The 23,035-nt window shown below is 38.5% G+C and carries 22 protein-coding genes, 20 tRNA genes, 2 rRNA genes and 4 riboswitches (1 of these 48 running past the window's edge); of the genes, 42 read left to right on the forward strand and 2 right to left on the reverse strand.

Annotation, left to right across the window (positions count from 1 at the left end; genetic code table 11):
• The 24 genes from ACX9TM_RS03745 to ACX9TM_RS03860 all read left to right on the forward strand — a co-directional run.
• Nucleotides 1–1,631: ribosomal RNA gene (locus tag ACX9TM_RS03745) — 23S ribosomal RNA — on the forward strand (it extends 1,291 nt beyond the left edge of the window).
• 102 nt (nucleotides 1,632–1,733) lie between these two features.
• Nucleotides 1,734–1,849 (forward strand): 5S ribosomal RNA (rrf, locus tag ACX9TM_RS03750).
• A gap of 5 nt (nucleotides 1,850–1,854) precedes the next feature.
• Nucleotides 1,855–1,930: transfer RNA gene (locus ACX9TM_RS03755), tRNA-Val, on the forward strand.
• An 8-nt stretch (nucleotides 1,931–1,938) separates the two neighbouring features.
• Nucleotides 1,939–2,022 (forward strand) — tRNA-Tyr (locus ACX9TM_RS03760).
• Nucleotides 2,023–2,033: 11 nt separating this feature from the next.
• A tRNA-Gln gene (locus ACX9TM_RS03765) sits at nucleotides 2,034–2,108 on the forward strand.
• 4 nt (nucleotides 2,109–2,112) lie between these two features.
• A tRNA-Lys gene (locus ACX9TM_RS03770) sits at nucleotides 2,113–2,188 on the forward strand.
• Between the two features lie 14 nt (nucleotides 2,189–2,202).
• A tRNA-Leu gene (locus ACX9TM_RS03775) sits at nucleotides 2,203–2,283 on the forward strand.
• A 29-nt stretch (nucleotides 2,284–2,312) separates the two neighbouring features.
• Nucleotides 2,313–2,387 (forward strand) — tRNA-Gly (locus ACX9TM_RS03780).
• 16 nt (nucleotides 2,388–2,403) lie between these two features.
• Nucleotides 2,404–2,492, forward strand: a tRNA-Leu gene (locus tag ACX9TM_RS03785).
• Nucleotides 2,493–2,495: 3 nt separating this feature from the next.
• Nucleotides 2,496–2,569, forward strand: a tRNA-Arg gene (locus tag ACX9TM_RS03790).
• A gap of 10 nt (nucleotides 2,570–2,579) precedes the next feature.
• A tRNA-Pro gene (locus ACX9TM_RS03795) sits at nucleotides 2,580–2,653 on the forward strand.
• Nucleotides 2,654–2,669: 16 nt separating this feature from the next.
• A tRNA-Ala gene (locus ACX9TM_RS03800) sits at nucleotides 2,670–2,742 on the forward strand.
• Between the two features lie 20 nt (nucleotides 2,743–2,762).
• Nucleotides 2,763–2,855: transfer RNA gene (locus ACX9TM_RS03805), tRNA-Ser, on the forward strand.
• 55 nt (nucleotides 2,856–2,910) lie between these two features.
• Nucleotides 2,911–3,003: transfer RNA gene (locus ACX9TM_RS03810), tRNA-Ser, on the forward strand.
• Nucleotides 3,004–3,023: 20 nt separating this feature from the next.
• Nucleotides 3,024–3,100: transfer RNA gene (locus ACX9TM_RS03815), tRNA-Met, on the forward strand.
• A gap of 3 nt (nucleotides 3,101–3,103) precedes the next feature.
• Nucleotides 3,104–3,179: transfer RNA gene (locus ACX9TM_RS03820), tRNA-Asp, on the forward strand.
• Between the two features lie 8 nt (nucleotides 3,180–3,187).
• A tRNA-Phe gene (locus ACX9TM_RS03825) sits at nucleotides 3,188–3,263 on the forward strand.
• 10 nt (nucleotides 3,264–3,273) lie between these two features.
• A tRNA-Thr gene (locus ACX9TM_RS03830) sits at nucleotides 3,274–3,346 on the forward strand.
• A 6-nt stretch (nucleotides 3,347–3,352) separates the two neighbouring features.
• A tRNA-Trp gene (locus ACX9TM_RS03835) sits at nucleotides 3,353–3,423 on the forward strand.
• A gap of 10 nt (nucleotides 3,424–3,433) precedes the next feature.
• A tRNA-Ile gene (locus ACX9TM_RS03840) sits at nucleotides 3,434–3,510 on the forward strand.
• An 8-nt stretch (nucleotides 3,511–3,518) separates the two neighbouring features.
• Nucleotides 3,519–3,593, forward strand: a tRNA-Asn gene (locus ACX9TM_RS03845).
• Between the two features lies 1 nt (nucleotide 3,594).
• Nucleotides 3,595–3,666 (forward strand) — tRNA-Glu (locus ACX9TM_RS03850).
• Nucleotides 3,667–3,794: 128 nt separating this feature from the next.
• Complete coding sequence (locus ACX9TM_RS03855; protein WP_000199006.1) at nucleotides 3,795–4,214, forward strand: CBS domain-containing protein; 420 nt, start codon at nucleotides 3,795–3,797, stop codon at nucleotides 4,212–4,214.
• A 321-nt stretch (nucleotides 4,215–4,535) separates the two neighbouring features.
• Complete coding sequence (locus ACX9TM_RS03860) at nucleotides 4,536–5,687, forward strand: DUF3965 domain-containing protein (protein WP_000648912.1); 1,152 nt, start codon at nucleotides 4,536–4,538, stop codon at nucleotides 5,685–5,687.
• 240 nt (nucleotides 5,688–5,927) lie between these two features.
• On the opposite strand, the gene ACX9TM_RS03865 is transcribed toward ACX9TM_RS03860, so the two are convergent.
• Nucleotides 5,928–6,266: a hypothetical protein gene (locus tag ACX9TM_RS03865; protein WP_001137824.1), complete on the reverse strand. Its 339-nt coding sequence runs from the start codon at nucleotides 6,264–6,266 to the stop codon at nucleotides 5,928–5,930.
• Between the two features lie 5 nt (nucleotides 6,267–6,271).
• Entirely contained in the window at nucleotides 6,272–7,426 is a 1,155-nt protein-coding gene (locus ACX9TM_RS03870) for an SH3 domain-containing protein (protein ID WP_001056030.1), read from the reverse strand.
• 269 nt (nucleotides 7,427–7,695) lie between these two features.
• Nucleotides 7,696–7,807: riboswitch (TPP riboswitch) on the forward strand.
• Nucleotides 7,808–7,867: 60 nt separating this feature from the next.
• Nucleotides 7,868–7,971, forward strand: a riboswitch (TPP riboswitch).
• An 85-nt stretch (nucleotides 7,972–8,056) separates the two neighbouring features.
• Between ACX9TM_RS03870 and tenA the strand changes: the two genes are divergently transcribed.
• From tenA to kdpDN, 18 genes are all read left to right on the forward strand, one after another.
• Entirely contained in the window at nucleotides 8,057–8,752 is a 696-nt protein-coding gene (tenA, locus tag ACX9TM_RS03875) for a thiaminase II (protein WP_000666827.1), read from the forward strand.
• On the forward strand, nucleotides 8,721–9,470 hold the full coding sequence (locus ACX9TM_RS03880; protein ID WP_001256799.1) for an ABC transporter ATP-binding protein: 750 nt from the start codon (nucleotides 8,721–8,723) through the stop codon (nucleotides 9,468–9,470). Before tenA ends, ACX9TM_RS03880 begins: the two co-directional genes overlap by 32 nt.
• Nucleotides 9,470–10,222: an ABC transporter permease gene (locus ACX9TM_RS03885; RefSeq protein WP_001080855.1), complete on the forward strand. Its 753-nt coding sequence runs from the start codon at nucleotides 9,470–9,472 to the stop codon at nucleotides 10,220–10,222. Before ACX9TM_RS03880 ends, ACX9TM_RS03885 begins: the two co-directional genes overlap by 1 nt.
• Entirely contained in the window at nucleotides 10,219–11,220 is a 1,002-nt protein-coding gene (locus ACX9TM_RS03890; protein WP_065212398.1) for an ABC transporter substrate-binding protein, read from the forward strand. The genes ACX9TM_RS03885 and ACX9TM_RS03890 overlap by 4 nt, the downstream gene beginning before the upstream one ends.
• Before the next feature lie 10 nt (nucleotides 11,221–11,230).
• Nucleotides 11,231–11,851 carry a thiazole tautomerase TenI gene (gene tenI, locus ACX9TM_RS03895; RefSeq protein ID WP_000787170.1) on the forward strand — a complete coding sequence of 207 codons (621 nt, stop codon included), beginning with the start codon at nucleotides 11,231–11,233 and terminating at the stop codon, nucleotides 11,849–11,851.
• Nucleotides 11,844–12,914, forward strand: coding sequence for a glycine oxidase ThiO (gene thiO / locus ACX9TM_RS03900; RefSeq protein ID WP_065381829.1), 1,071 nt, complete (start codon nucleotides 11,844–11,846; stop codon nucleotides 12,912–12,914). Before tenI ends, thiO begins: the two co-directional genes overlap by 8 nt.
• Before the next feature lie 54 nt (nucleotides 12,915–12,968).
• Nucleotides 12,969–13,172, forward strand: a complete 204-nt coding sequence (gene thiS, locus ACX9TM_RS03905; protein ID WP_001049502.1) for a sulfur carrier protein ThiS — start codon at nucleotides 12,969–12,971, stop codon at nucleotides 13,170–13,172.
• A gap of 2 nt (nucleotides 13,173–13,174) precedes the next feature.
• The gene (thiG, locus tag ACX9TM_RS03910; RefSeq protein ID WP_000931981.1) at nucleotides 13,175–13,945 is read left to right on the forward strand and encodes a thiazole synthase; all 771 of its coding nucleotides are present in this window, start codon (nucleotides 13,175–13,177) and stop codon (nucleotides 13,943–13,945) included.
• Nucleotides 13,938–14,957 carry a thiazole biosynthesis adenylyltransferase ThiF gene (gene thiF, locus ACX9TM_RS03915; RefSeq protein WP_001065417.1) on the forward strand — a complete coding sequence of 340 codons (1,020 nt, stop codon included), beginning with the start codon at nucleotides 13,938–13,940 and terminating at the stop codon, nucleotides 14,955–14,957. Before thiG ends, thiF begins: the two co-directional genes overlap by 8 nt.
• A gap of 15 nt (nucleotides 14,958–14,972) precedes the next feature.
• Nucleotides 14,973–15,785 (forward strand): bifunctional hydroxymethylpyrimidine kinase/phosphomethylpyrimidine kinase, encoded by an 813-nt coding sequence (gene thiD / locus ACX9TM_RS03920; RefSeq protein WP_000867388.1) that lies wholly within the window; start codon nucleotides 14,973–14,975, stop codon nucleotides 15,783–15,785.
• A gap of 85 nt (nucleotides 15,786–15,870) precedes the next feature.
• Nucleotides 15,871–16,018: riboswitch (cyclic di-AMP (ydaO/yuaA leader) on the forward strand.
• Nucleotides 16,019–16,111: 93 nt separating this feature from the next.
• Entirely contained in the window at nucleotides 16,112–16,498 is a 387-nt protein-coding gene (locus ACX9TM_RS03925; protein WP_000424090.1) for a hypothetical protein, read from the forward strand.
• 13 nt (nucleotides 16,499–16,511) lie between these two features.
• The gene (locus tag ACX9TM_RS03930; protein ID WP_001985933.1) at nucleotides 16,512–16,745 is read left to right on the forward strand and encodes a hypothetical protein; all 234 of its coding nucleotides are present in this window, start codon (nucleotides 16,512–16,514) and stop codon (nucleotides 16,743–16,745) included.
• Nucleotides 16,746–17,005: 260 nt separating this feature from the next.
• Nucleotides 17,006–17,151, forward strand: a riboswitch (cyclic di-AMP (ydaO/yuaA leader).
• Nucleotides 17,152–17,247: 96 nt separating this feature from the next.
• Entirely contained in the window at nucleotides 17,248–17,352 is a 105-nt protein-coding gene (locus ACX9TM_RS03935) for a SipW-dependent-type signal peptide-containing protein (protein ID WP_000887894.1), read from the forward strand.
• The gene (gene kdpF / locus ACX9TM_RS03940; protein WP_223153441.1) at nucleotides 17,352–17,429 is read left to right on the forward strand and encodes a K(+)-transporting ATPase subunit F; all 78 of its coding nucleotides are present in this window, start codon (nucleotides 17,352–17,354) and stop codon (nucleotides 17,427–17,429) included. The genes ACX9TM_RS03935 and kdpF overlap by 1 nt, the downstream gene beginning before the upstream one ends.
• A 19-nt stretch (nucleotides 17,430–17,448) precedes the next feature.
• Complete coding sequence (gene kdpA / locus ACX9TM_RS03945) at nucleotides 17,449–19,116, forward strand: potassium-transporting ATPase subunit KdpA (protein ID WP_000638330.1); 1,668 nt, start codon at nucleotides 17,449–17,451, stop codon at nucleotides 19,114–19,116.
• 13 nt (nucleotides 19,117–19,129) lie between these two features.
• A complete protein-coding gene (gene kdpB / locus ACX9TM_RS03950; RefSeq protein WP_001248003.1) occupies nucleotides 19,130–21,220 on the forward strand; it encodes a potassium-transporting ATPase subunit KdpB in 2,091 nt (696 codons plus the stop codon).
• A 16-nt stretch (nucleotides 21,221–21,236) separates the two neighbouring features.
• Entirely contained in the window at nucleotides 21,237–21,818 is a 582-nt protein-coding gene (kdpC, locus tag ACX9TM_RS03955; RefSeq protein WP_000412608.1) for a K(+)-transporting ATPase subunit C, read from the forward strand.
• Between the two features lie 56 nt (nucleotides 21,819–21,874).
• A complete protein-coding gene (gene kdpDN, locus ACX9TM_RS03960; RefSeq protein ID WP_072769987.1) occupies nucleotides 21,875–23,029 on the forward strand; it encodes a KdpD-like non-kinase potassium sensor in 1,155 nt (384 codons plus the stop codon).
• The last annotated feature ends 6 nt before the right edge of the window (nucleotides 23,030–23,035 follow it).

Genomic DNA, 23,035 nt, shown 5'->3' on the forward strand with positions numbered 1-23,035 from the left:
GTGAGAATGCCGGTATGAGTAGCGAAAGACGGGTGAGAATCCCGTCCACCGAATGCCTAAGGTTTCCTGAGGAAGGCTCGTCCGCTCAGGGTTAGTCAGGACCTAAGCCGAGGCCGACAGGCGTAGGCGATGGACAACAGGTTGATATTCCTGTACCACCTCTTTATCGTTTGAGCAATGGAGGGACGCAGAAGGATAGAAGAAGCGTGCGATTGGTTGTGCACGTCCAAGCAGTTAGGCTGATAAGTAGGCAAATCCGCTTATCGTAAAGGCTGAGCTGTGATGGGGAAGCTCCTTATGGAGCGAAGTCTTTGATTCCCCGCTGCCAAGAAAAGCTTCTAGCGAGATAAAAGGTGCCTGTACCGCAAACCGACACAGGTAGGCGAGGAGAGAATCCTAAGGTGTGCGAGAGAACTCTGGTTAAGGAACTCGGCAAAATGACCCCGTAACTTCGGGAGAAGGGGTGCTTTCTTAACGGAAAGCCGCAGTGAATAGGCCCAAGCGACTGTTTAGCAAAAACACAGCTCTCTGCGAAGCCGTAAGGCGAAGTATAGGGGGTGACACCTGCCCGGTGCTGGAAGGTTAAGGAGAGGGGTTAGCGTAAGCGAAGCTCTGAACTGAAGCCCCAGTAAACGGCGGCCGTAACTATAACGGTCCTAAGGTAGCGAAATTCCTTGTCGGGTAAGTTCCGACCCGCACGAAAGGTGTAACGATTTGGGCACTGTCTCAACCAGAGACTCGGTGAAATTATAGTACCTGTGAAGATGCAGGTTACCCGCGACAGGACGGAAAGACCCCGTGGAGCTTTACTGTAGCCTGATATTGAATTTTGGTACAGTTTGTACAGGATAGGCGGGAGCCATTGAAACCGGAGCGCTAGCTTCGGTGGAGGCGCTGGTGGGATACCGCCCTGACTGTATTGAAATTCTAACCTACGGGTCTTATCGACCCGGGAGACAGTGTCAGGTGGGCAGTTTGACTGGGGCGGTCGCCTCCTAAAGTGTAACGGAGGCGCCCAAAGGTTCCCTCAGAATGGTTGGAAATCATTCGTAGAGTGCAAAGGCATAAGGGAGCTTGACTGCGAGACCTACAAGTCGAGCAGGGACGAAAGTCGGGCTTAGTGATCCGGTGGTTCCGCATGGAAGGGCCATCGCTCAACGGATAAAAGCTACCCCGGGGATAACAGGCTTATCTCCCCCAAGAGTCCACATCGACGGGGAGGTTTGGCACCTCGATGTCGGCTCATCGCATCCTGGGGCTGTAGTCGGTCCCAAGGGTTGGGCTGTTCGCCCATTAAAGCGGTACGCGAGCTGGGTTCAGAACGTCGTGAGACAGTTCGGTCCCTATCCGTCGTGGGCGTAGGAAATTTGAGAGGAGCTGTCCTTAGTACGAGAGGACCGGGATGGACGCACCGCTGGTGTACCAGTTGTTCTGCCAAGGGCATAGCTGGGTAGCTATGTGCGGAAGGGATAAGTGCTGAAAGCATCTAAGCATGAAGCCCCCCTCAAGATGAGATTTCCCATAGCGTAAGCTAGTAAGATCCCTGAAAGATGATCAGGTTGATAGGTTCGAGGTGGAAGCATGGTGACATGTGGAGCTGACGAATACTAATAGATCGAGGACTTAACCATATAATATGTAGCAAATGTTATCTAGTTTTGAAAGAATATAAAAAACTTGTTGACTTTCGAGGTCAAATGAGTTAAAATGATTCTTGTCTTAAATGAATACAGTCTGGTAATGATGGCAGAGAGGTCACACCCGTTCCCATACCGAACACGGAAGTTAAGCTCTCTAGCGCCGATGGTAGTTGGGACCTTGTCCCTGTGAGAGTAGGACGTTGCCAGGCAAAATGGAGGATTAGCTCAGCTGGGAGAGCACCTGCCTTACAAGCAGGGGGTCGGCGGTTCGATCCCGTCATCCTCCACCATATATGTCGGAGGGGTAGCGAAGTGGCTAAACGCGGCGGACTGTAAATCCGCTCCTTCGGGTTCGGCAGTTCGAATCTGCCCCCCTCCACCATTCTTAATTAATGGGCTATAGCCAAGCGGTAAGGCAACGGACTTTGACTCCGTCATGCGCTGGTTCGAATCCAGCTAGCCCAGCCATTAAGAGCCATTAGCTCAGTTGGTAGAGCATCTGACTTTTAATCAGAGGGTCGAAGGTTCGAGTCCTTCATGGCTCACCATTTTAATGAAATATGCGGGTGTGGCGGAATTGGCAGACGCACTAGACTTAGGATCTAGCGCCTTTGGCGTGGGGGTTCGACTCCCTTCACCCGCACTTTTAATAAAATAACTCATACATGTCTTGCGGAAGTAGTTCAGTGGTAGAATACAACCTTGCCAAGGTTGGGGTCGCGGGTTCGAATCCCGTCTTCCGCTCCAATTTTCAATATGACATGCCGGGGTGGCGGAACAGGCAGACGCACAGGACTTAAAATCCTGCGGTGGGTGACCACCGTGCGGGTTCGACCCCCGCCCTCGGCACCATATGCGCCCGTAGCTCAATTGGATAGAGCGTTTGACTACGGATCAAGAGGTTAGGGGTTCGACTCCTCTCGGGCGCGCTTTTATTAACGGGAAGTGGCTCAGCTTGGTAGAGCACCTGGTTTGGGACCAGGGGGTCGCAGGTTCAAATCCTGTCTTCCCGATATTCCCAAAAAACATGGGGCCTTAGCTCAGCTGGGAGAGCGCCTGCCTTGCACGCAGGAGGTCAGCGGTTCGATCCCGCTAGGCTCCACTTTATTTAATATATGTCTCGGAGGTATACCCAAGTTCGGCTGAAGGGATCGGTCTTGAAAACCGACAGGCGGTGAGAATCGCGCGGGGGTTCGAATCCCTCTACCTCCTCCATTTTTTCTTTAATGGCTTAGACATATAATAATAAAATATTTATTTTTTCCTTCATGGAGGTATACCCAAGTTCGGCTGAAGGGATCGGTCTTGAAAACCGACAGGCGGCGAGAGTCGCGCGGGGGTTCGAATCCCTCTACCTCCTCCATTTTTAAAACTTTATATTGTCGCGGGGTGGAGCAGCACGGTAGCTCGTCGGGCTCATAACCCGAAGGTCGCAGGTTCAAATCCTGTCCCCGCAACCAAATGGTCCCGTGGTGTAGTGGTTAACATGCCTGCCTGTCACGCAGGAGATCGCCGGTTCGACCCCGGTCGGGACCGCCATTTATGTTGGCTCGGTAGCTCAGTCGGTAGAGCAGAGGACTGAAAATCCTCGTGTCGGCGGTTCGATTCCGTCCCGAGCCACCATTTTTTTTATGCCGGCTTAGCTCAATTGGTAGAGCAACTGACTTGTAATCAGTAGGTTGGGGGTTCAAGTCCTCTAGCCGGCATCATTTAGGGGCATAGTTTAAAGGTAGAACTGAGGTCTCCAAAACCTCCAGTGTGGGTTCGATTCCTACTGCCCCTGTAAAGTATATGGGCCTATAGCTCAGCTGGTTAGAGCGCACGCCTGATAAGCGTGAGGTCGATGGTTCGAGTCCATTTAGGCCCACCATATATTATTCCGCAGTAGCTCAGTGGTAGAGCTATCGGCTGTTAACCGATCGGTCGTAGGTTCGAGTCCTACCTGCGGAGCCATGGCCCGTTGGTCAAGTGGTTAAGACACCGCCCTTTCACGGCGGTAACACGGGTTCGAATCCCGTACGGGTCATACCAAAAAGAGTCAGCATTATGCTGGCTCTTTTTTATTTTGTTAATCCTTTTTATTACGTTACTTTCCAGAAATAAATAAAGGAATTTTGGAAAAGCTATGGTATGTATAAAAAGGAGGAAATCATAATGACACGAGTGAGAGACTTAATGAGTACCCATATTGTACATTGTACACCGCTAGACAATGTATATGAGGCAGCTGTAAAAATGAAGGAAGAATCGATTGGATTAATTCCTGTTGTTGAAAATGAGCAAGTTGTTGGGCTTGTTACTGATCGTGATTTAGTCGTTCGAGGGATTGCTGAAAAACATCCTGGATCTAATAAGATTACAAATGTAATGACAACAAATATTATCTCAGTTTCTCCAAATGATTCTATTGAAAAAGCTACAGAGCTAATGGCACAGCATCAAATTAGACGATTACCAGTAGTTGATAGTGGTCAACTTATTGGCATGTTAGCACTAGGAGATTTAGCTATAAGGGAATCAGCAGATGATCAAGCTGGATTTGCCTTGAGCGAAATCTCAGAGCGTACAGAGTAAATTGAAACTTTCATTAACCGAGAGTTTAATGGTCACTCATAAAGAGCTAAATTATATATAAATTTCAGATACATTATTCTAGTATATATGGATTAAACTAATATGTTAGCGTGATGTATCTGAGACATTATATAATAAGTATGTGGTTAATAATTTCGACATTTTTTTAAAATTTGTTATTCTTAATTTTTAATAAGAGAAAAGATGATATACTGATAGATATAAGTATTATGAGAGATTTTGAATATAACAATATTAATTTTTAGTGGTGCGATAATAAATTAATATTTCCTACATAGATGAAAAGGGAAGGGGAATTATATGAAGGCTGTACAGGGCGATCCAAATTGGAATTTGGTTACAGATACATATATAGAACCAAATAATTTCGCTGAATTATTTTCTTTGCTTGTACCTTGTCACCCAAAAGGTGAGGGGAAAGAACGAACTATATTAGTATGGAAAGAGAAAGAATTTTATAAAGAAGAAAATTTAGCGGCATTTATCGTATATGGCATGAATAAAGCAAAGAAATTACCGCAGTTTCATAAAGATGAAATTCCAACTTTAGTGCGTATTCTTCGCTTATGCCAAGAGATTGGTTGGTATGAAGAGGCAAATGATTTTATGATAGCGCAAGGATTAGCTGAGTTTGTTCATACTTCATTGGAATATGAAACATGGGATCTTTTGACGCAATCAGTTGCTTTAAATTATTTAATTATTAAATATCGTATAGGTGAATTGACAGATAGGGATATTGAAATTTGGGATAGAGTTAAATTTAATGAGAAGTGTATAACCGATTGTAAACATTTATTATCTCATAAAGAAGTATTGGAATTTACATTCTTTTATATGTGCAAGAGAGCGAAATCATTATCAAAAGAGCAATTAAATAGTGATATGATGAGTTTAGCAATGTATTGTAATACTTTTGTATATGATTTGTATACACATGATTTATTACGGAAATATCGTAAGTGTACAGATTTCCTATCATATTATGGACCTAGTCAGGCAGTTTTAGCATGTCAAAGAGCTGTATTATCTCAAATTTCCGATCGCTTAGACCCATTAAAGACAACGCATGTAGATGATTATTTATATGTGATGAAAGAAATGATGGAGCATATGACGATAGGAGTAATGGATCGATATGGTCATTTTATTGGAAAGCTACTATCTTATGTGCCATTTTTCGAAATGATACAAGTTCCACAGCATGCATATTATTGTGAAGAATTACTGTATATTTGTAAGGGCATTGAATATAAAGAAGAAACACTACGCAATTATATATTTATACAATTACATGATTGTTTACCATCATTTTTTAGGCTATTTCTTAAAAATAAGCGTTACGCAACGATTCATGATATTCTTTTCTATTGGTGCGATGACGAACAACGAATGAGCTTAGAGAAAAAATATAATCTGAGCTTTATTTATGAAAAATATGCTTGTGGATAAACAATATTTTCGATATGAAAAATTAATATAAATTAAAAAGGATCTCCAGTTTATGTGAGATCCTTTTTTGTTAGTAAAACAAGGAGAAAGTGATTAAGACAAGAAACAACATTCCATATAGGAGAAGTTGTGCAGTATAACTTCCTTGTATACCAAAAAAAGTATTGGCTTTCTTATACAAATGCAATATGTATTTTATTGGAGCATCTTTGAAAGATTGGTACACAGTGTCTCCTCTTTCTAAGCTTCTTGTTCTTGTTTTTGTTTTTGGTTATAAGGGACATTAATATATCTAGCTACAAATAATAAAACAGCCATAAAGAATACTGGAAATACAGTAGATAAATAAAAGCCATTACTAATTATATTTGTTATGAGAGCACTCAAAAGAAAAATAGCATTATAAATATGGGCAATTTTTTGTTTTAGTTGCACTTGAAATGATTCCATCATAATTTCTAATGCAACAAAAGCAATAATAATAGATAAAAATACAATGTTTGTATTGTAAATGATTAAACAACAGATTAAACCTAAAAAGGCTACGTATTCAATTATAAGAGGTATATTGCGTGGCATACAATTTACCTAACTAAATATGGCAGTGGATTTACTGCATTTGTTTTTTCAAAATTCCATTCTCCATTATGTAATTCAAAATGAAGATGTTGCCCGTATGAATGACCTGTGTTTCCCATATGACCTATTAATTGTCCAGTCTGTACTTGATCACCAGCTTGTACAGTGCGATCCTTCATATGAGCATAAACAGTTGTATATAATTTCCCATTGATTTGATGCGCAATGAAAACAACATTGCCATAGCTAGCTGAATAATAAGATTTCACAACTTTACCTGCAGCAGCAGCTTGGATAGAGACGTTTCCTGGAGCGGCAATATCTATACCATAATGCATTTGTTCCCAGCGTATATCAAAGGTTGAGCTAATTCTTCCTTGAGCGGGGAATTTGAAAGCAGCTGGAATTGATGAAGGCTGATCTGTTTTAGCTTGTGGTTGATTTTGTACTACATAGTGTTTTGCTACATATCCGTATCCTGTGCCAAAACGAATTTTATACCAAGTACCTACAGTTTCTACTACTTGTACTTGAGTACCGTTTTGTAATGAACCGAGTAGAGCGCTACTTGTACTAGCTGTGCTACGTACATTTAGATTAGGTGTTGCAACAGTATATTTTGTATTATTTTGAACGGTGATTCCTTTTACTAAGGGTTGTGAACCATTAGAGATGAATGCTTTTTGTACGTAACCTGTTTGGCCATTATGTGATATTTTATACCATTCGCCTTGATCTTCTTGAACGGTAATAAACTTACCATTTGGTAATACATCTAAAATGGAAGATTCTAAATTAGGTTCAGAGCGAACGTTTAATGCATTAGCATTAACGATGTATTGATCATTAGATTGAAGTTTGTTTTTTAGTAAAATAGCATCTTTTTGTACATAACCTACTTTATTATGAACAGATACTTTATACCAACCATTAGTTGTTTCAATGATGTTCACTTTTGTATTAAAGCGAATTGTATCAATTGATGTGCTTTTTACGTTATCTTCTGTATGTAATGCTACTTGATCGACTTTGACATACCCAGTTTTAATATTAGATAATTGTTCAGCGTTTGCTTTTTGTACATTTGTTTCACCCATAGAAGGAAGTAAAGAAGCAATCGCTACAGTAGTTGCTGTTAAAGCAGTAGCTTTCATATTCATGGAATAGAGACCTCCTCTAGTTGTATAGTTGTAATTTTATTATAGTATAAAGATATAATATAGTGGGGGTATTCACATAAATGTAATATGAAATCAATATAAAAATAAATTTTTTGAGGATAATGATTCCTTTTTATACAATTAATTGGGGTTTTATTTTCTAAAATAGAATGTATGTATTGTATAATTTTGATATTATGTTGACAATTAAGAAAATTAAAAAAGTTGATGATGTCTTATTAGGGTGTTATACTGACAGTGATAATTTTATAGTTTGCTAGGAGAGCTGGTGTTGCCAGCTGAGAGTAGGCCGTAAGCCTTTGATCCTTTTTATTACCTGATCTAGATTATGCTAGCGTAGGGAAGCAATTCGGACACTAACAATGAGTCCCCGTTTCTTTGCGTATAGAAACGGGGCTTTTTTATTTGAAAATTTCATATTGAAACCACTAGGGGTGCTTGACTTGCTGAGAGAGGAATAATCCTTAACCCTTACAACACCTGATCTAGGTAATACTAGCGAAGGGAAGTGGAACATCGAATAAATGTATAACTTTATTTGCTGTAACCACTTCTTATATATAGAAGTGGTTTTTTATTTAGATACATATATTGAAAGGGGATAGAGAAATGAAATTTTGCGATAGATTATTAGAAACTGTGCAACCGGTTTGGGAGATGAGTCATAATCATCCGTTTGTAGTGGGTATGGGAGATGGCACGTTAGAAAAAGATAAATTCCAGTATTATATTATTCAAGATTATTTATATCTGCTAGATTATGCAAAGTTATATGCGATTGGTGTTGTAAAAGCAACGAATCCACAAGTAATGGGAAAGTTCGCTGAACAAATTGATGGAATATTAAATGGCGAAATGACAATCCATAAACAATATGCAAAAAGACTTGGAATTTCTATAGAGGAGATAGAGTCTGCGAAACCATCTGCTAAAAATTTAGCTTATACAAATTACATGATGTCTGTATCTCAAAATGGCACACTTGCGGAATTAATAGCAGCGCTTCTTCCATGTATGTGGAGCTATTGGGAAATTGGAAAGCGTTTAAATGATATTCCTGGAGCAAGAGATCATGAGTTTTTTGGTGAGTGGATTCAAGGATATAGTTCGGAAGAATACGGTAATCTTTGTATTTGGTTAATAGATTTATTAAATGAAATGGCAGTTGGAAAGTCTGAGAAAGAACTAGAAAGATTAGAGGAGATCTTCTTATATTCCAGTCGATTTGAATATTTATTCTGGGATATGTCCTATCGTAAGGAGATGTGGGGATTTGAGGAGCAAGAACATACTACAGTTTCATAATGTTTCTTTTCATTACGATGAGAAACCAATCATCCATGAATTAAATGCTTCTATATATGAGAAAGAGTTTGTCAGTATTATCGGACCGAGTGGATGTGGAAAAAGTACTTTATTTCGCCTTATTACAGGTCTAGAAAAGGTAAGTACTGGACAGATAGAACTGACAGAAACAAAGAACCATCCTGTAGGATATATGCCGCAAAAAGATATGCTTTTGCCGTGGAGAACAATTATTGAGAATGCTGCCCTGCCGCTAGAGTGCCAAGGTGTACAGAAGAAAGAAGCAGAAGTAAAGGCAAAGGAACTGTTACATAAATTTGGTTTGCAAGGGTATGAGCAAAAATATCCGAAAGATTTATCTGGTGGGATGAGACAACGTGTATCTTTTATTCGAACTTTATTAACAGGCGGGGAGATATTGCTGTTAGATGAACCATTTAGTGCGTTGGATGCTTTAACGAAGACCTCTTTGCAAGAATGGTTGTTTGAACAATGGCAAGAGTGGGAAAAAACAATTTTATTCATTACTCATGATGTTGAAGAAGCGTTATTTCTTTCAAACAGAGTTTTAGTAGTGGAACAGCAGCCGATAACGACTTTGACTGAGCGGACTGTACCGCTTGATCATAACAGAACACGAAAAGATTTATATAAACCGGAAGTATTAGCGCTGAAAGATGAGCTTCTTAGTATGTTACAAAGGCAGGTACTTGTGTGATGAACCGATTGAAAGAATTAGTTCCTGCTATTACACTTTCTAGTATTTTACTAGCTGTGTGGGAAATAGGAGCAAGAATTGTAGATGAGATGTACATTTTACCGTCACCGTCTGCGATTGTAATGAAGATATGGAAACTAAAAGACATATTATTTACAGTTCATTTACCTGCAACGTTATACGTCGTTTTAATAGGTGTTGTTATCTCTATCGTATTAGGTGTAGGGCTAGCGATGTTAATGAATGCGAGTACATGGATGGAAAGAGCATTTTATCCATTATTAGTTGCTTCACAAACGATTCCAATTACTGCGCTTGCTCCGCTATTTGTTTTATGGTTTGGATATACAATTTGGAGTAAGGTTGTTGTCACAGTTTTAATTACGTTTTTCCCAATTGCGGTCAATACGTATGATGGACTGCGTAGTACGAAAAAAGAATGGGAGGAGCTCTTAGTTACATATGGAGCAACAAAAAGAGATATTTTTCTTAAATTAAAGTTGCCGTCTGCTCTTCCTTATTTTTTCTCAGCTTTAAAAATTGCAGTTCCGCTTAGTGTTATCGGAGCAGCAATTGGAGAATGGCTCGGTGCACAAGCTGGGCTTGGATATTTCAGTAAGAGAATGATGACGCAGTTAGATGGAGCTGGCGTATTTGCACCTATTGTATTGTTATCATTATTAGCTATTTTCTTCGTCGTAATTATTTCCATATTAGAAAAGAAATTCATTAGTTGGAGGAAGCATTCATGAAATTTTTAAAACGCATCTTTGTGTTTACATTATTAATTGCAATAATTGCAGGATGTTCGAGTAATTCAGCATCAGACAAAAGTAAAAAAGAGAAAGAAATAACAGTCATGTTAGATTGGTATCCAAATGCGGTACATAGCTTTATCTATGCAGCAATTGAAAAAGGATACTTTAAAGAAGAAGGTGTAAAGGTAAATATTAAATTCCCTTCTAATCCGACTGATCCATTAACGCTAGCAGCAGCAGGGAAGGTGACAGTTGGCTTGTATTATCAGCCAGATGTTGTTATGGCGAGAGCGAATGAGCAAATTCCAGTGAAATCAATTGGGGCTGTCGTACGTTCACCATTAAATCATGTTGTATCACTGAAATCAGCGGGCATTCAATCACCGAAAGATTTAGAAGGAAAAACAGTAGGATACTCTGGAACACCATTAAGTGAGATGTATTTAAAAACGATGGTAAAAGAAGCTGGTGGTAATCCTAATACAGTGAAAGTAGTAGATGTTGGCTTTGATTTAGTACCAGCATTAATTACGAAGAAAGTAGATGCGGTAACAGGGGCATACATTAACCATGAAGTACCTGTTATGCGTCATGAAGGCCATGAACCAGCGTACTTTAATCCAGCTGATTACGGAGTACCAAACTATCATGAGCTTGTGTTTGTAACAGGTGATAAAACGTTGAAAAAAGATAAAGAGGCGTTGCAAGCTTTCTTACGTGGTACGAAAAAAGGCTATGATTTCATGAAGAAAAACCCAGATGAAGCATTGAATATTTTATTAAATCATCAAGAAAAAGAAAACTTCCCACTTGTGCCAGAAGTTGAAAAGGAAAGTATGAAAATTTTATTAGAGAAGATGGAAACGAAAGATGAGCCATTCTTATCAGATTCAAAAGAATCTTGGGAGAAACAAAATAAGTGGCTGAAGGACAAAGGAATGACGAATGAAACCGTCCCAGCCGATGAATTATTCGAAAATATTTTAAAGTAGGCGAATGAATATGAAAAATGAGCTCCACGTAATCTCAAATGGCCATATGCCATTCGAAGAGTTAGTGAATGTAGCGATGCAAATTGAGAGTGAGATTGATTATTTGCATATTCGTGAGCGTGAGAAGAGTACGAAGGAATTATATGAAGGTGTGGAAAGTCTATTAATGGAGGGCTTTCCAGCTTCTAAAATTGTCATAAACGATCGAATTGATATTGCAATTTTATTAAATATTCCTCGTGTTCAACTAGGATATCGAAGTACAGATGTAAAGTCAGTGAAAGAAAAGTTTTCGTATTTGCATGTCGGTTATTCTGTGCATTCGCTAGATGAAGCAATAGTAGCTTTTAAAAATGGAGCGGATTCACTCGTTTATGGCCATGTATTTCCGACAGATTGTAAAAAAGGTGTGCCAGCGAGAGGGCTTGAAGAAATTTCAGACATTGCAAGGTGTTTATCTATACCGATTACAGCAATTGGAGGAATTACCCCAGAAAACACAGTGGATGTTCTTACTAACGGTGTAAGCGGTATAGCAGTTATGTCTGGAATTGTAAGTAGTAGTAACCCGTATAGCAAAGCGAAATCTTATAAGGAATCAATAAGAAAGTGGGCGGAAAAACATGTGTGAGAAGTATGATGTAGCGATTATTGGTGGTGGTGTAATTGGTAGTTCAGTTGCACATTTTCTAGCAGAAAGAGGACATAAAGTAGCGATTGTGGAGAAGCAAAGTATTGCATCGGAAGCTTCAAAAGCAGCTGCTGGTTTACTTGGTGTTCAGGCAGAATGGGATGCGTATGATCCGCTATTTGAACTTGCTAGAGAAAGCCGAGCTATATTTCCACAACTTGCAGCAGTTTTACGTGAAAAGACGGGTGTTGATATTGGATATGAAGAAAAAGGAATTTATCGTATTGCTCAAAATGAAGATGAGAAGGAAAGAATTCTTCACATTATGGATTGGCAGCAGAAAACAGGTGAAGATTCTTATTTTCTAACGGGAGACCATGTGCGGGAAAAAGAGCCATATCTATCCGAATCTATTATAGGAGCAGTATATTATCCGAAAGACGGTCATGTTATTGCACCAGAGCTTACGAAAGCATTCGCACATTCTGCAGCGATTTCCGGTGCTGATATATATGAACAGACAGAAGTATTTGATATCCGTATTGAAAATAATAAAGTGACTGGAGTTATTACAAGTGAAGGTATTGTCACATGTGAGAAAGTCGTTATTGCAGGAGGTTCATGGAGCACGAAGTTACTCAGTTATTTTCACCGCGATTGGGGTACATATCCAGTTAAAGGAGAAGTGGTTGCGGTAAGAAGTAGAAAACAACTTTTAAAAGCACCTATTTTTCAAGAAAGATTTTACATTACTCCAAAGCGCGGTGGACGTTACGTAATTGGGGCAACAATGAAGCCACATACGTTCAATAAAACTGTGCAGCCAGAAAGTATAACTTCTATATTAGAGCGTGCTTATACAATATTGCCAGCTTTAAAAGAAGCAGAATGGGAAAGCACGTGGGCAGGATTAAGACCACAATCGAATCATGAAGCTCCTTATATGGGAGAGCATGAAGAAATAAAAGGTTTATATACTTGCACGGGCCATTATCGAAACGGTATTTTATTAAGTCCTATTTCTGGCCAATATATGGCTGATTTAATAGAAGGAAAGCAATAGAATCATTTGCTAGATTCATTGCTTTCTAGAAGAGTTTAGAAAGGGGATGGAAGTTTGAATTTAAAAATTAATGGTAACCAAATTGAAGTGCCAGCGAGTGTAAAAACAGTAGCTGAGCTACTTACACATTTAGAGCTAGATAACAGAATTGTTGTAGTAGAGCGTAATAAAGATATTTTACAAAAAGATGATCATACAGATACATCTGTTTTTGATGGAGACCAAATTGAGATTGTAACTTTCGTAGGAGGCGGTTGATTATGTTAAACATTGGACCATTTTCATTTCATTCTAGACTTTTATTAGGAACAGGTAAATTCCCTGATTTTGACGTACAGCAAAAGGCAATTGACGTTTCTGAAGCTGAAATTTTAACGTTTGCAGTACGTCGTATGGATATCTTTGATGCAAAGCAACCTAATTTATTAGAGAAACTTGATGTGAAAAAATATACGTTATTACCAAATACAGCAGGAGCAAAAAACGCTGAAGAGGCTGTTCGTATTGCAAAATTAGCAAAAGCTTCTGGGCTTTGTGACATGATAAAGGTAGAAGTTATTGGTGATGATAGAACGTTATTACCTGATCCGGTAGAAACATTAAAGGCATCTGAAATGTTACTGGAAGAAGGATTTATCGTACTTCCGTATACATCTGATGATGTTGTATTAGCACGTAAATTACAAGAGCTTGGCGTGCATGCGATTATGCCAGGAGCATCTCCAATCGGATCAGGACTTGGTATTGTAAATCCATTAAATTTGAGCTTCATTATTGAACAAGCGACAGTACCAGTTATCGTTGATGCCGGTATTGGTAGCCCAGCTGATGCGGCATTTGCAATGGAATTAGGAGCAGATGGCGTGTTATTAAATACAGCTGTATCAGGAGCAAAAGATCCTATTAAAATGGCACAAGCAATGAAATTAAGTATTGAAGCAGGCCGTTTAGGATTTGAAGCAGGTCGCATTGCACGTAAGCGTTGTGCAACTGCAAGTAGTCCTTTAGAAGGAATGAGCGTAGTTGAATAATCGATATTCTCGCCAAGAACTATTTTCTCCAATTGGAGAAGAAGGACAGCAAAAGATAAGAGAAAAGCATGTGCTTATTATCGGTGCAGGTGCATTAGGTAGTGCAAATGCAGAGATGTTTGTAAGAGCAGGTGTTGGCAAGATAACAATTGTTGACCGTGATTATGTAGATTGGAGTAATTTACAAAGACAACAATTGTATGCAGAGAGCGACGTAAAGAATAATCTTCCAAAAGCTATAGCGGCTAAAAAACGTTTAGAAGAGATTAATAGTGATGTAACAATAGAAGCTCTCGTTCAAGATGTAACAGCTGAAGAGCTAGAAGAACTTGTTATAAATGTTGATGTAATTATTGATGCGACTGATAATTTCGAAACGCGCTTTATTGTAAATGATATATCACAAAAATATTCTATTCCATGGATTTACGGTGCATGTGTAGGTAGTTACGGTCTTTCTTACACAATCCTTCCTAGTAAAACACCATGTTTATCATGTTTATTACAGTCGATTCCGCTTGGCGGGGCAACATGTGATACAGCGGGTATTATATCACCTGCTGTATCTCTTGTCGTTTCTCATCAAGTAACAGAAGCTCTTAAACTGTTAGTAGAAGATTACGAATCACTTCGAGATGGGCTTGTATCGTTTGATATGTGGAAGAATGAGTATTCATGTATGAATGTGCAAAAACTTCGCCAGCATAATTGTCCTTCATGCGGAGAGAATGCATTATATCCGTATTTAAATAAAGAAAACACATCAAAAACAGCAGTTTTATGCGGGCGAAATACAGTTCAAATTAGACCACCTCATAAAGATGAAATGAATTTTGAACAATATAAAGAGTTGTTGGAAGGTCGTGTAAATGATTTAAATATAAATCCATATTTACTATCATTTTCTGTTGAAGACAAGAGGTTAGTAGCCTTTAAAGATGGCCGTGTGCTCGTACATGGAACGAAAGATATAAGCGAAGCAAAAACAATTTATCATCGCTATTTTGGATAGAAAAGGATGAGTGGGATGAAAGTGAATAAAGCTTTAACAATTGCAGGGTCTGATAGCGGCGGCGGTGCTGGAATTCAGGCAGATTTAAAAACATTCCAAGAGCTTGGTGTATACGGAATGACGGCTATTACGGCAATTACTGCTCAAAACACGCTTGGCGTTCAAGGGGTATATCCTGTTCCATTAGAAGGTATTACAGAACAGCTGAATTCAATTGGTACGGATGTAACACCAGATGCAGTGAAACTAGGAATGTTATTTAGTAGTGAAATAATTCAAATTGTTGCAGAACAAATTAAAAAGTTTGGCTGGAATAATATTGTGCTAGATCCCGTTATGATTGCAAAAGGCGGTGCATCATTATTACAGCAAGAAGCAGTTCAAGCATTAAAAGAATATTTATTACCAGTAGCAACTGTTATAACACCGAATGTCCCAGAAGCAGAAGTGTTAACTGGGGTGGAGATTCATAATGTTGAAGATAGTAAGGAAGCTGCAAAAGTATTGCACAAATTAGGTGCTAAATATGTGCTTATGAAGGGCGGACATGCAGAATATCAAGGGAATGAAGTAATTGATTTCCTCTTTGATGGAGAAGAATTTATTGAGTTTAGAAGCGAGCGAATTCCTTCAAAGCAAACGCATGGAAGTGGGTGTACATTTGCTTCAGCGGTTACAGCAGGACTTGCGAAAGGATACTCAATTGAAGATGCTGTTCAAGAAGCAAAACGATTTATTAGTATAGCAATTGAAGAGCCATTGAATATTGGTAGTGGTCATGGACCGACGAATCATTTTGCGTATAAAGTGAATAGAACGCGTGTATAGATAAGTGAAAAGCCAGTTTTATAACTGGCTTTTTTTCTGTTTACTTTTTCAAAATACAGGAGTAATATATCAGCCAGAATACATTTTTTTGTAAACGCTGAGTCCAATTATATGGAGCGGAGGAACCAATTTGTGCAGTGTCACTAGGGGTGAATCTTTCAAGTTTGAAAGTAGGGCTACTCTCAAAGTCCGAATCCGACAGCTAACTTCGTAAGCGTCTTGAGAGAGGACGGTGCCATGATGGATACATCACTTCATCGATCTGATTAGTATAGGGGAATATCAATCTATGTTTGATTTCTTTTATACTAAGGAGGATGAGGTACATGGAACTAACACTTATTTGTGTTGGAGAAGAAAGTAAGGTAAATAGTTTAAGAGATTTAGTATCATTTCAACATGAGTTAATTATTTTTACAGCAAATGAAGAGATAGCGGCTGAAGTTAGGAATTGTGGGTTTGATTGGACTTATAGCTGCAGTAAGGAGCAGGACTTTACTAGTATTTGTGAGTGTATTAAGAAGGTGATTTTACTAGGGGATGAGCTTCCAATCGTTAGTTTTTTCACAGAACACATTCGCTTTTCTTTTCAAGCACCTATTACTGTTGTTACAAGGAATAAACGATATCCAGCGAGGCTCTATGAAACAATTGGAGCTAAGTTTGTCGTGTTTACAAATTGTGATAATATTTCTTTTTTATTTTTTGAATAGGGCGGGGGAAGAAATGATGAAGGTACTATTACTTGGAGATATAGCAAATCGTTGGGCAGTATCGGTAGAGCGAGTTCAAGAATTGGTTCAGATCGATCCCCTTTTTCCAGGGCCGTATATTATATTACCATCAAAAGATGCTTTGTATTTAGAGGTAGATATTACCGAGTATGAGCAGCTACATGCAGAATTGACACAAGTTTATATTCGCGGGAGAAATTTACGTGCATTTTTACGAGGAGAATAAAGGTTGAATAAAAAAGAGCGAATGCTGAGTGCAACAAGCTATGCACTTCATGTCATTCGCTTTTTTTATTTCATATTTAAAAGGTCATTTTTAAGAAAAGAAAAGAGAAATAAAGAAAATAGATGAAATAACAGTAATAATCTTCAATGTAAGCGTTTAAATGAATGTAAATATTATTATTTTCAGTAATTTACCCCTTTACAAGTGAAATATAGAGGAGTATATTTACTCTCATAAATCATTCATAAAATTTCCAAAAAAACCTAAAATCGCTGAGTTCCAGAAATGGAGCGGGGGAACCAATTTTGTGCATCGTCACTTGGGGTGAATCTTTCAGTTTTGAAAGTAGGGCTACTCTTTAGGCCCGAATCCGACAGCTAACCTCGTAAGCGTTTAGAGAGGAGGTTTACTTTTTGTTGTTCATTTTTTGAACACTGAGTAGAGCTCAGTGTTCTTTTTTAATATTTAAATGGTAAATTTTAACAAAAAGAGAGGGATAGTTATGTTAGATGTTGTAATGGTCGGGATTTTTATTTTATTAGTTGCATCGATGGCAAGTCTTGCAAGTTGGTCAGATAAAGTTGTGAAAGAAGGAAAGCAATCATGATGATTGTCTTATCGGTTATTGTCGCAGCAATTACAGTGTATTTAGTGTATGCATTATTAAATCCAGAGAAGTTTTAATTAGGGGGAATCATTCATTATGATTTGGGTTGCAGTCATTATTACAATGCTCTTGTTTATTTTAGTAGCAAAGCCAACGGGGATTTATTTAGAAAAAGCTTTTCAAGGTAGCAAAACGTTAGATAAAGTATTCGGGCCTTTTGAAAAACTTATTTTTAAAATTACGGGTGTAAAAGCATACAATCAAACGTGGAAACAGTACGCATTATCATTAGTTTTATTAAATGGATTTATGATCGTTGTCGTATACTTCATTTTCAGATTACAAGGTGTGCTGCCGCTAAATCCAGCACATATTGAAGGGATGGAGCCTACGCTCGCTTTTAATACAGCGATTAGTTTTATGGCTGATACAAATTTACAGCATTATAGCGGTGAAAATGGTTTATCCTATTTATCACAATTAATCGGGATTACATTTTTAATGTTTGCGGCACCAGCAACGACATTAGCGCTCGTTATGGCTTTTATAAGAGGACTTGCTGGAAAAGAACTTGGTAACTTTTTCGTTGATTTTACGAGAGCGTTAACGAGAGTGTTTCTTCCTATTGCATTTATTGCGGCACTAGTTTTTGTCGCACTTGGCGTACCACAAACGTTAGATGGGGCGGTTACAGCACAAACGATTGAAGGTGCAAAGCAAAGTATTTTACGTGGACCTGTTGCATCATTCGTTTCCATTAAGGAACTTGGAAATAACGGCGGTGGATTTTTCGGAGCAAATTCTACGCATCCTTTCGAAAATCCAGGACAAATGAGTAATATTTTGCAAATGATGCTTATGATGTTATTACCAACAGCACTTCCATTTACGTACGGACGAATGGTCGGAAATAAAAAACAAGGCCGCATCCTTTTCGTGTCACTATTTATGGTATTTTTACTAGGGTTTATAACGATTACGACATCTGAACTAAACGGGAACCCGGCATTAAATGGAATGGGTATCGAACATGTACAAGGAAGTACAGAAGGGAAAGAAGTACGATTTGGAACAGTATTTTCTTCACTATACGCAACGGTAACGACAGCTGCTGAAACAGGCGCTGTTAATACGATGCATGATACGTTAACACCAATTGGCGGTTTAGTTCCGCTTGTAAATATGATGTTAAATACTGTGTATGGCGGCGTTGGAGCAGGTTTTGTAAACATTATTATGTATGCAATTATCGCGGTGTTTATATCTGGGTTAATGGTTGGACGGACACCAGAGTTTTTAGGTAAAAAGATTGAAGGTAAGGAAATGAAATTAATCGCGGTCACGATTTTATTTCATCCATTGCTCATTTTAGGATTTTCGGCATTAGCTCTTTCAACAAATTTAGGGACGGATGCTATTTCTCATTCCGGTTTCCACGGTTTGACGCAAGTGGTATATGAATATACATCGTCAGCTGCGAATAACGGATCTGGATTTGAAGGATTAGGAGATAATACACCGTTTTGGAATATTACGACTGGTTTAGTTATGTTTTTAGGACGTTACTTCAGTTTAATTACGATGCTAGCTGTGGCAGCTTCATTGAAAGAAAAAACGGTAGTGCCAGAAACAGTCGGAACGTTCCGTACAGATAATAGTTTATTTGGTGGCATCTTCATCGGAACAATTGTAATTGTCGGTGCATTAACATTCTTCCCGATGTTAGTACTCGGTCCAATTGCAGAATTTCTTACATTGAAGTAATGGAGGGTAAATGATGAGACCGGTAGTAGTAAAAGAAAAACAATTAAATGAGTCACAAATACATGCTGTAGAAGATGAAGTTAGACAAGCGAAAACGATGGATCGTGATATCGTAACACATGCGATGAAGCAATCCGTTGCGAAATTGAATCCGAAAGTCATGATAAAGAATCCGATTATGTTCGTTGTGGAAATTGGATTTATCATTACGTTCATTTTATCTTTTCTTCCAAGTAGTTCTAGTAGTATACCAGGATGGTTTAATATAACAGTTTCTCTCATTCTATTATTTACAGTTTTATTTGCGAATTTTGCAGAAGCATTAGCAGAAGGTCGTGGTAAAGCGCAAGCCGATTCTTTAAAGCAGTCGAAGAAAGATGTGTTTGCAAATGTAGTAAAAGAAAATGGAGACATTGTCCAAGTTTCAGCAACTGATCTTAGAAAAGGTGACGTTGTTATCGTAAAACAAGGAGAAATGATTCCAAGTGATGGTGAAGTAATCAAAGGATTAGCATCTGTAGATGAATCTGCAATTACAGGTGAATCAGCTCCTGTTATAAAAGAAGCAGGCGGTGATTTTTGTTCCGTAACAGGTGGAACGATGGTCGTAAGTGATGAAATTACAATTGTCATTACGAGTAATCCTGGTGAATCATTTATCGATAAAATGATTTCTTTAGTAGAAGGAGCTGCTCGTCAAAAAACGCCGAATGAGATTGCTTTAAATACAGTATTAACGAGCTTAACTCTTATTTTCTTAATCGTCGTTGTGACGTTGCCGATTTTTACAAATTATTTAGGTTTTCAAATTGATACTGCTGTACTTGTAGCGTTGTTAGTATGTTTAATTCCAACGACAATTGGTGGTTTGCTATCAGCGATTGGTATTGCGGGGATGGATCGGGTGACAAAATTTAACGTGCTAGCGATGTCAGGGAAAGCAGTAGAAGCTGCGGGCGATATTAATACAATTATTTTAGATAAAACAGGTACAATTACTTTTGGGAACCGAATGGCTCATACATTATTGCCTGTAGGAAATGAAACGATTGAGCAAGTTGGAAAGTGGGCCGCTATTAGTTCTGTTTTAGATGAAACACCAGAAGGTCGATCTGTTATCGAGTATGTGCAGGGAAAATCTATATCATATAATAGAGAACTTGCAGAACAAGGTGAGTTTGTTCCGTTTAAAGCAGAAACGAGAATGAGTGGTGTTGATTTACAAGACGGAACAAAAGTGAGAAAAGGTGCTGTAGGTGCCGTTATTGAATGGGTTGAGTCACAAGGCGGAACAATTCCGAAAGATGTAAATCAAAAAGCAGACTTAATTTCAAAAGAGGGCGGAACACCACTTGTAGTTGCAGTAGATAATCGTATTTACGGTTTAATTTATTTAAAGGATACAGTAAAACCGGGTATGCGTGAGCGTTTTGAACAGTTACGCCAAATGGGGATTAAAACGGTTATGTGTACAGGTGATAATCCGTTAACAGCAGCAACCATTGCAAAAGAAGCTGGAGTAGATGAATTCGTTGCCGAGTGTAAACCGGAAGATAAAATTGCTGTCATTAAAGCAGAGCAAGATAAAGGGAAACTTGTAGCGATGACAGGTGATGGTACAAATGATGCTCCAGCATTAGCACAGGCGGACGTTGGATTAGCGATGAACAGTGGTACGACAGCAGCGAAAGAAGCGGCAAACATGATTGATCTAGACTCGAATCCAACGAAAATTATTGAGGTTGTAGGAATCGGTAAGCAATTGTTAATGACGCGAGGTGCTTTAACGACGTTTAGTATTGCAAATGATATAGCAAAATATTTTGCAATCATTCCAGCAATGTTTACACTTGCGATTCCGCAAATGGAGGCATTGAACATTATGAAATTAACATCACCACTGTCAGCGATTTTATCAGCATTAATATTTAACGCTGTTATTATTCCATTACTCATTCCGTTAGCGATGAAAGGTATTGCATATAAACCGATGAGTTCTAATGCATTGCTTAGCCGAAACTTACTTATTTATGGGCTTGGCGGAGTTATCGTTCCGTTCATTGGAATTAAAGTAATTGATATAATTGTCGGCTTGTTCATATAAGGAAGAGGGGAAAAAGATGGAGAAGAAACAAAGTATACTATCACCAATTATCCGTATTACTTTTACATTTCTAGTGTTGTGCGGACTTGTATACCCGCTTATTGTTACTGGTATTGCACAAGCCGTGATGAAGGATAATGCGGATGGAAGTCTAATATATAATGATAAAAATGAAGTGATTGGTTCTAAATTAATCGGGCAAAACTTCACGGATCCACGTTATTTTCAAGGGCGTGTTTCTAGTATTGAATATAAGGCTGAAGCATCTGGTTCAAATAACTATGCACCATCTAATCCAGATTTAGAGAAACGAGTAGAGAAAAGTATTGAAGAGTGGAAGAAACAAAATCCGAGCGTTCCAGTTACAGAAGTACCGATTGATTTAGTGACAAATTCAGGTTCAGGGCTTGATCCTGATATTAGTCCGAAGGCAGCTTCTGTGCAGGTGGATCGCATATCGAAATTAACGAATATTCCGAAAGAAAAACTTAATCAATTGATTAAAGATCAAACAGAAGGTGCTGCGCTTGGTTTATTTGGAGAGACCCGCGTAAACGTCTTAAAGCTAAATTTGGCATTACAGGAATTAATGAAATAGTAACAGTGCTACCTCAATCTAACGGATTGAGGTAGCGTTGTTTCGAATGAAAGGTAGTGTTTATTTTGTATGCAGATGATTATGAACCGAAGTTTCAAAGGCGAACGCCAGAGGAATATTTAGAATATATTCGTCAGCAAAATCGCGGAAAGTTAAAGTTATATGTAGGAGCAGCTCCAGGCGTAGGAAAAAGTTATAAAATGCTCTTTGATGCAAGGGAAATGAAAAAAGATGGAATTGATATTGTAATTGGTTTAATTGAAACGCATGGAAGAAAAGAGACGGCAGAAGCAATTGCTGATTTAGAAAAAGTTCCTTTGAAAGAAATACAGTATAAAGGAAAGGTATTTTATGAGCTTGATGTGGAAGGAATAAAAAAACGCGCGCCGCAAGTAGTCGTAGTGGATGAACTTGCGCATAGTAATGTTCCTGGTTCTAAGCATAAAAAACGTTATATGGATGTGCAGGAATTGTTAGAGGCTGGTATATCGGTATTATCAGCTTTTAATATTCAACATTTAGAAAGTGTTCATGATATTGTAGCTCAAATTACGAATGTAAAAGTAAGAGAACGAATTCCAGATTTTATTTTACAAAAAGCAAATGAAATTCAGCTCGTTGATGCAACACCGGAAGTACTTCGGAAGAGGTTAATAGACGGAAAGATATATAAAGAAGAAAAAATTCAGCAAAGCTTACAAAATTTCTTTACGCTTAATAATTTAGGAGCACTTAGGGAATTATCGCTTCGTGAAGTCGCTGACGATATGGACGAAAAGATTAGTCAAACAGTGATAGAACCAATCGGAGTGAAAGAAAAAATTCTCGTTTGTGTACAATACAGTTCAACAGCGGAGAAATTAATAAGACGGGGATGGCGCATGGCTGATCGGTTAAACGCTGAATTGTACGTATTAAACGTTGAGAGGGAAAATATAGATTCTATTTCAGCTGGAAAAAAGCAGACGATTGAAGAGTGGAAGTTGCTAACGAATCAATTTGATGCAAGTTTTGTATTAGAAGAAGCAAAGGGAAGAAAGCCAGCAGATGTTATTATTGAAGTGGCAAAAAGATTACAGGTGACGCAAATTTTACTTGGACAATCGGCTAGAACAAGGTGGGAAGAAATACGAAAAGGCTCTATTGTAAATGAAATTATGAGACAAACAAAGTATATTGATATTCATATTGTTGCGGATCAAAGAGGATAAATAGAG

The sequence above is a fragment of the Bacillus sp. LH1 genome (assembly GCF_057924895.1).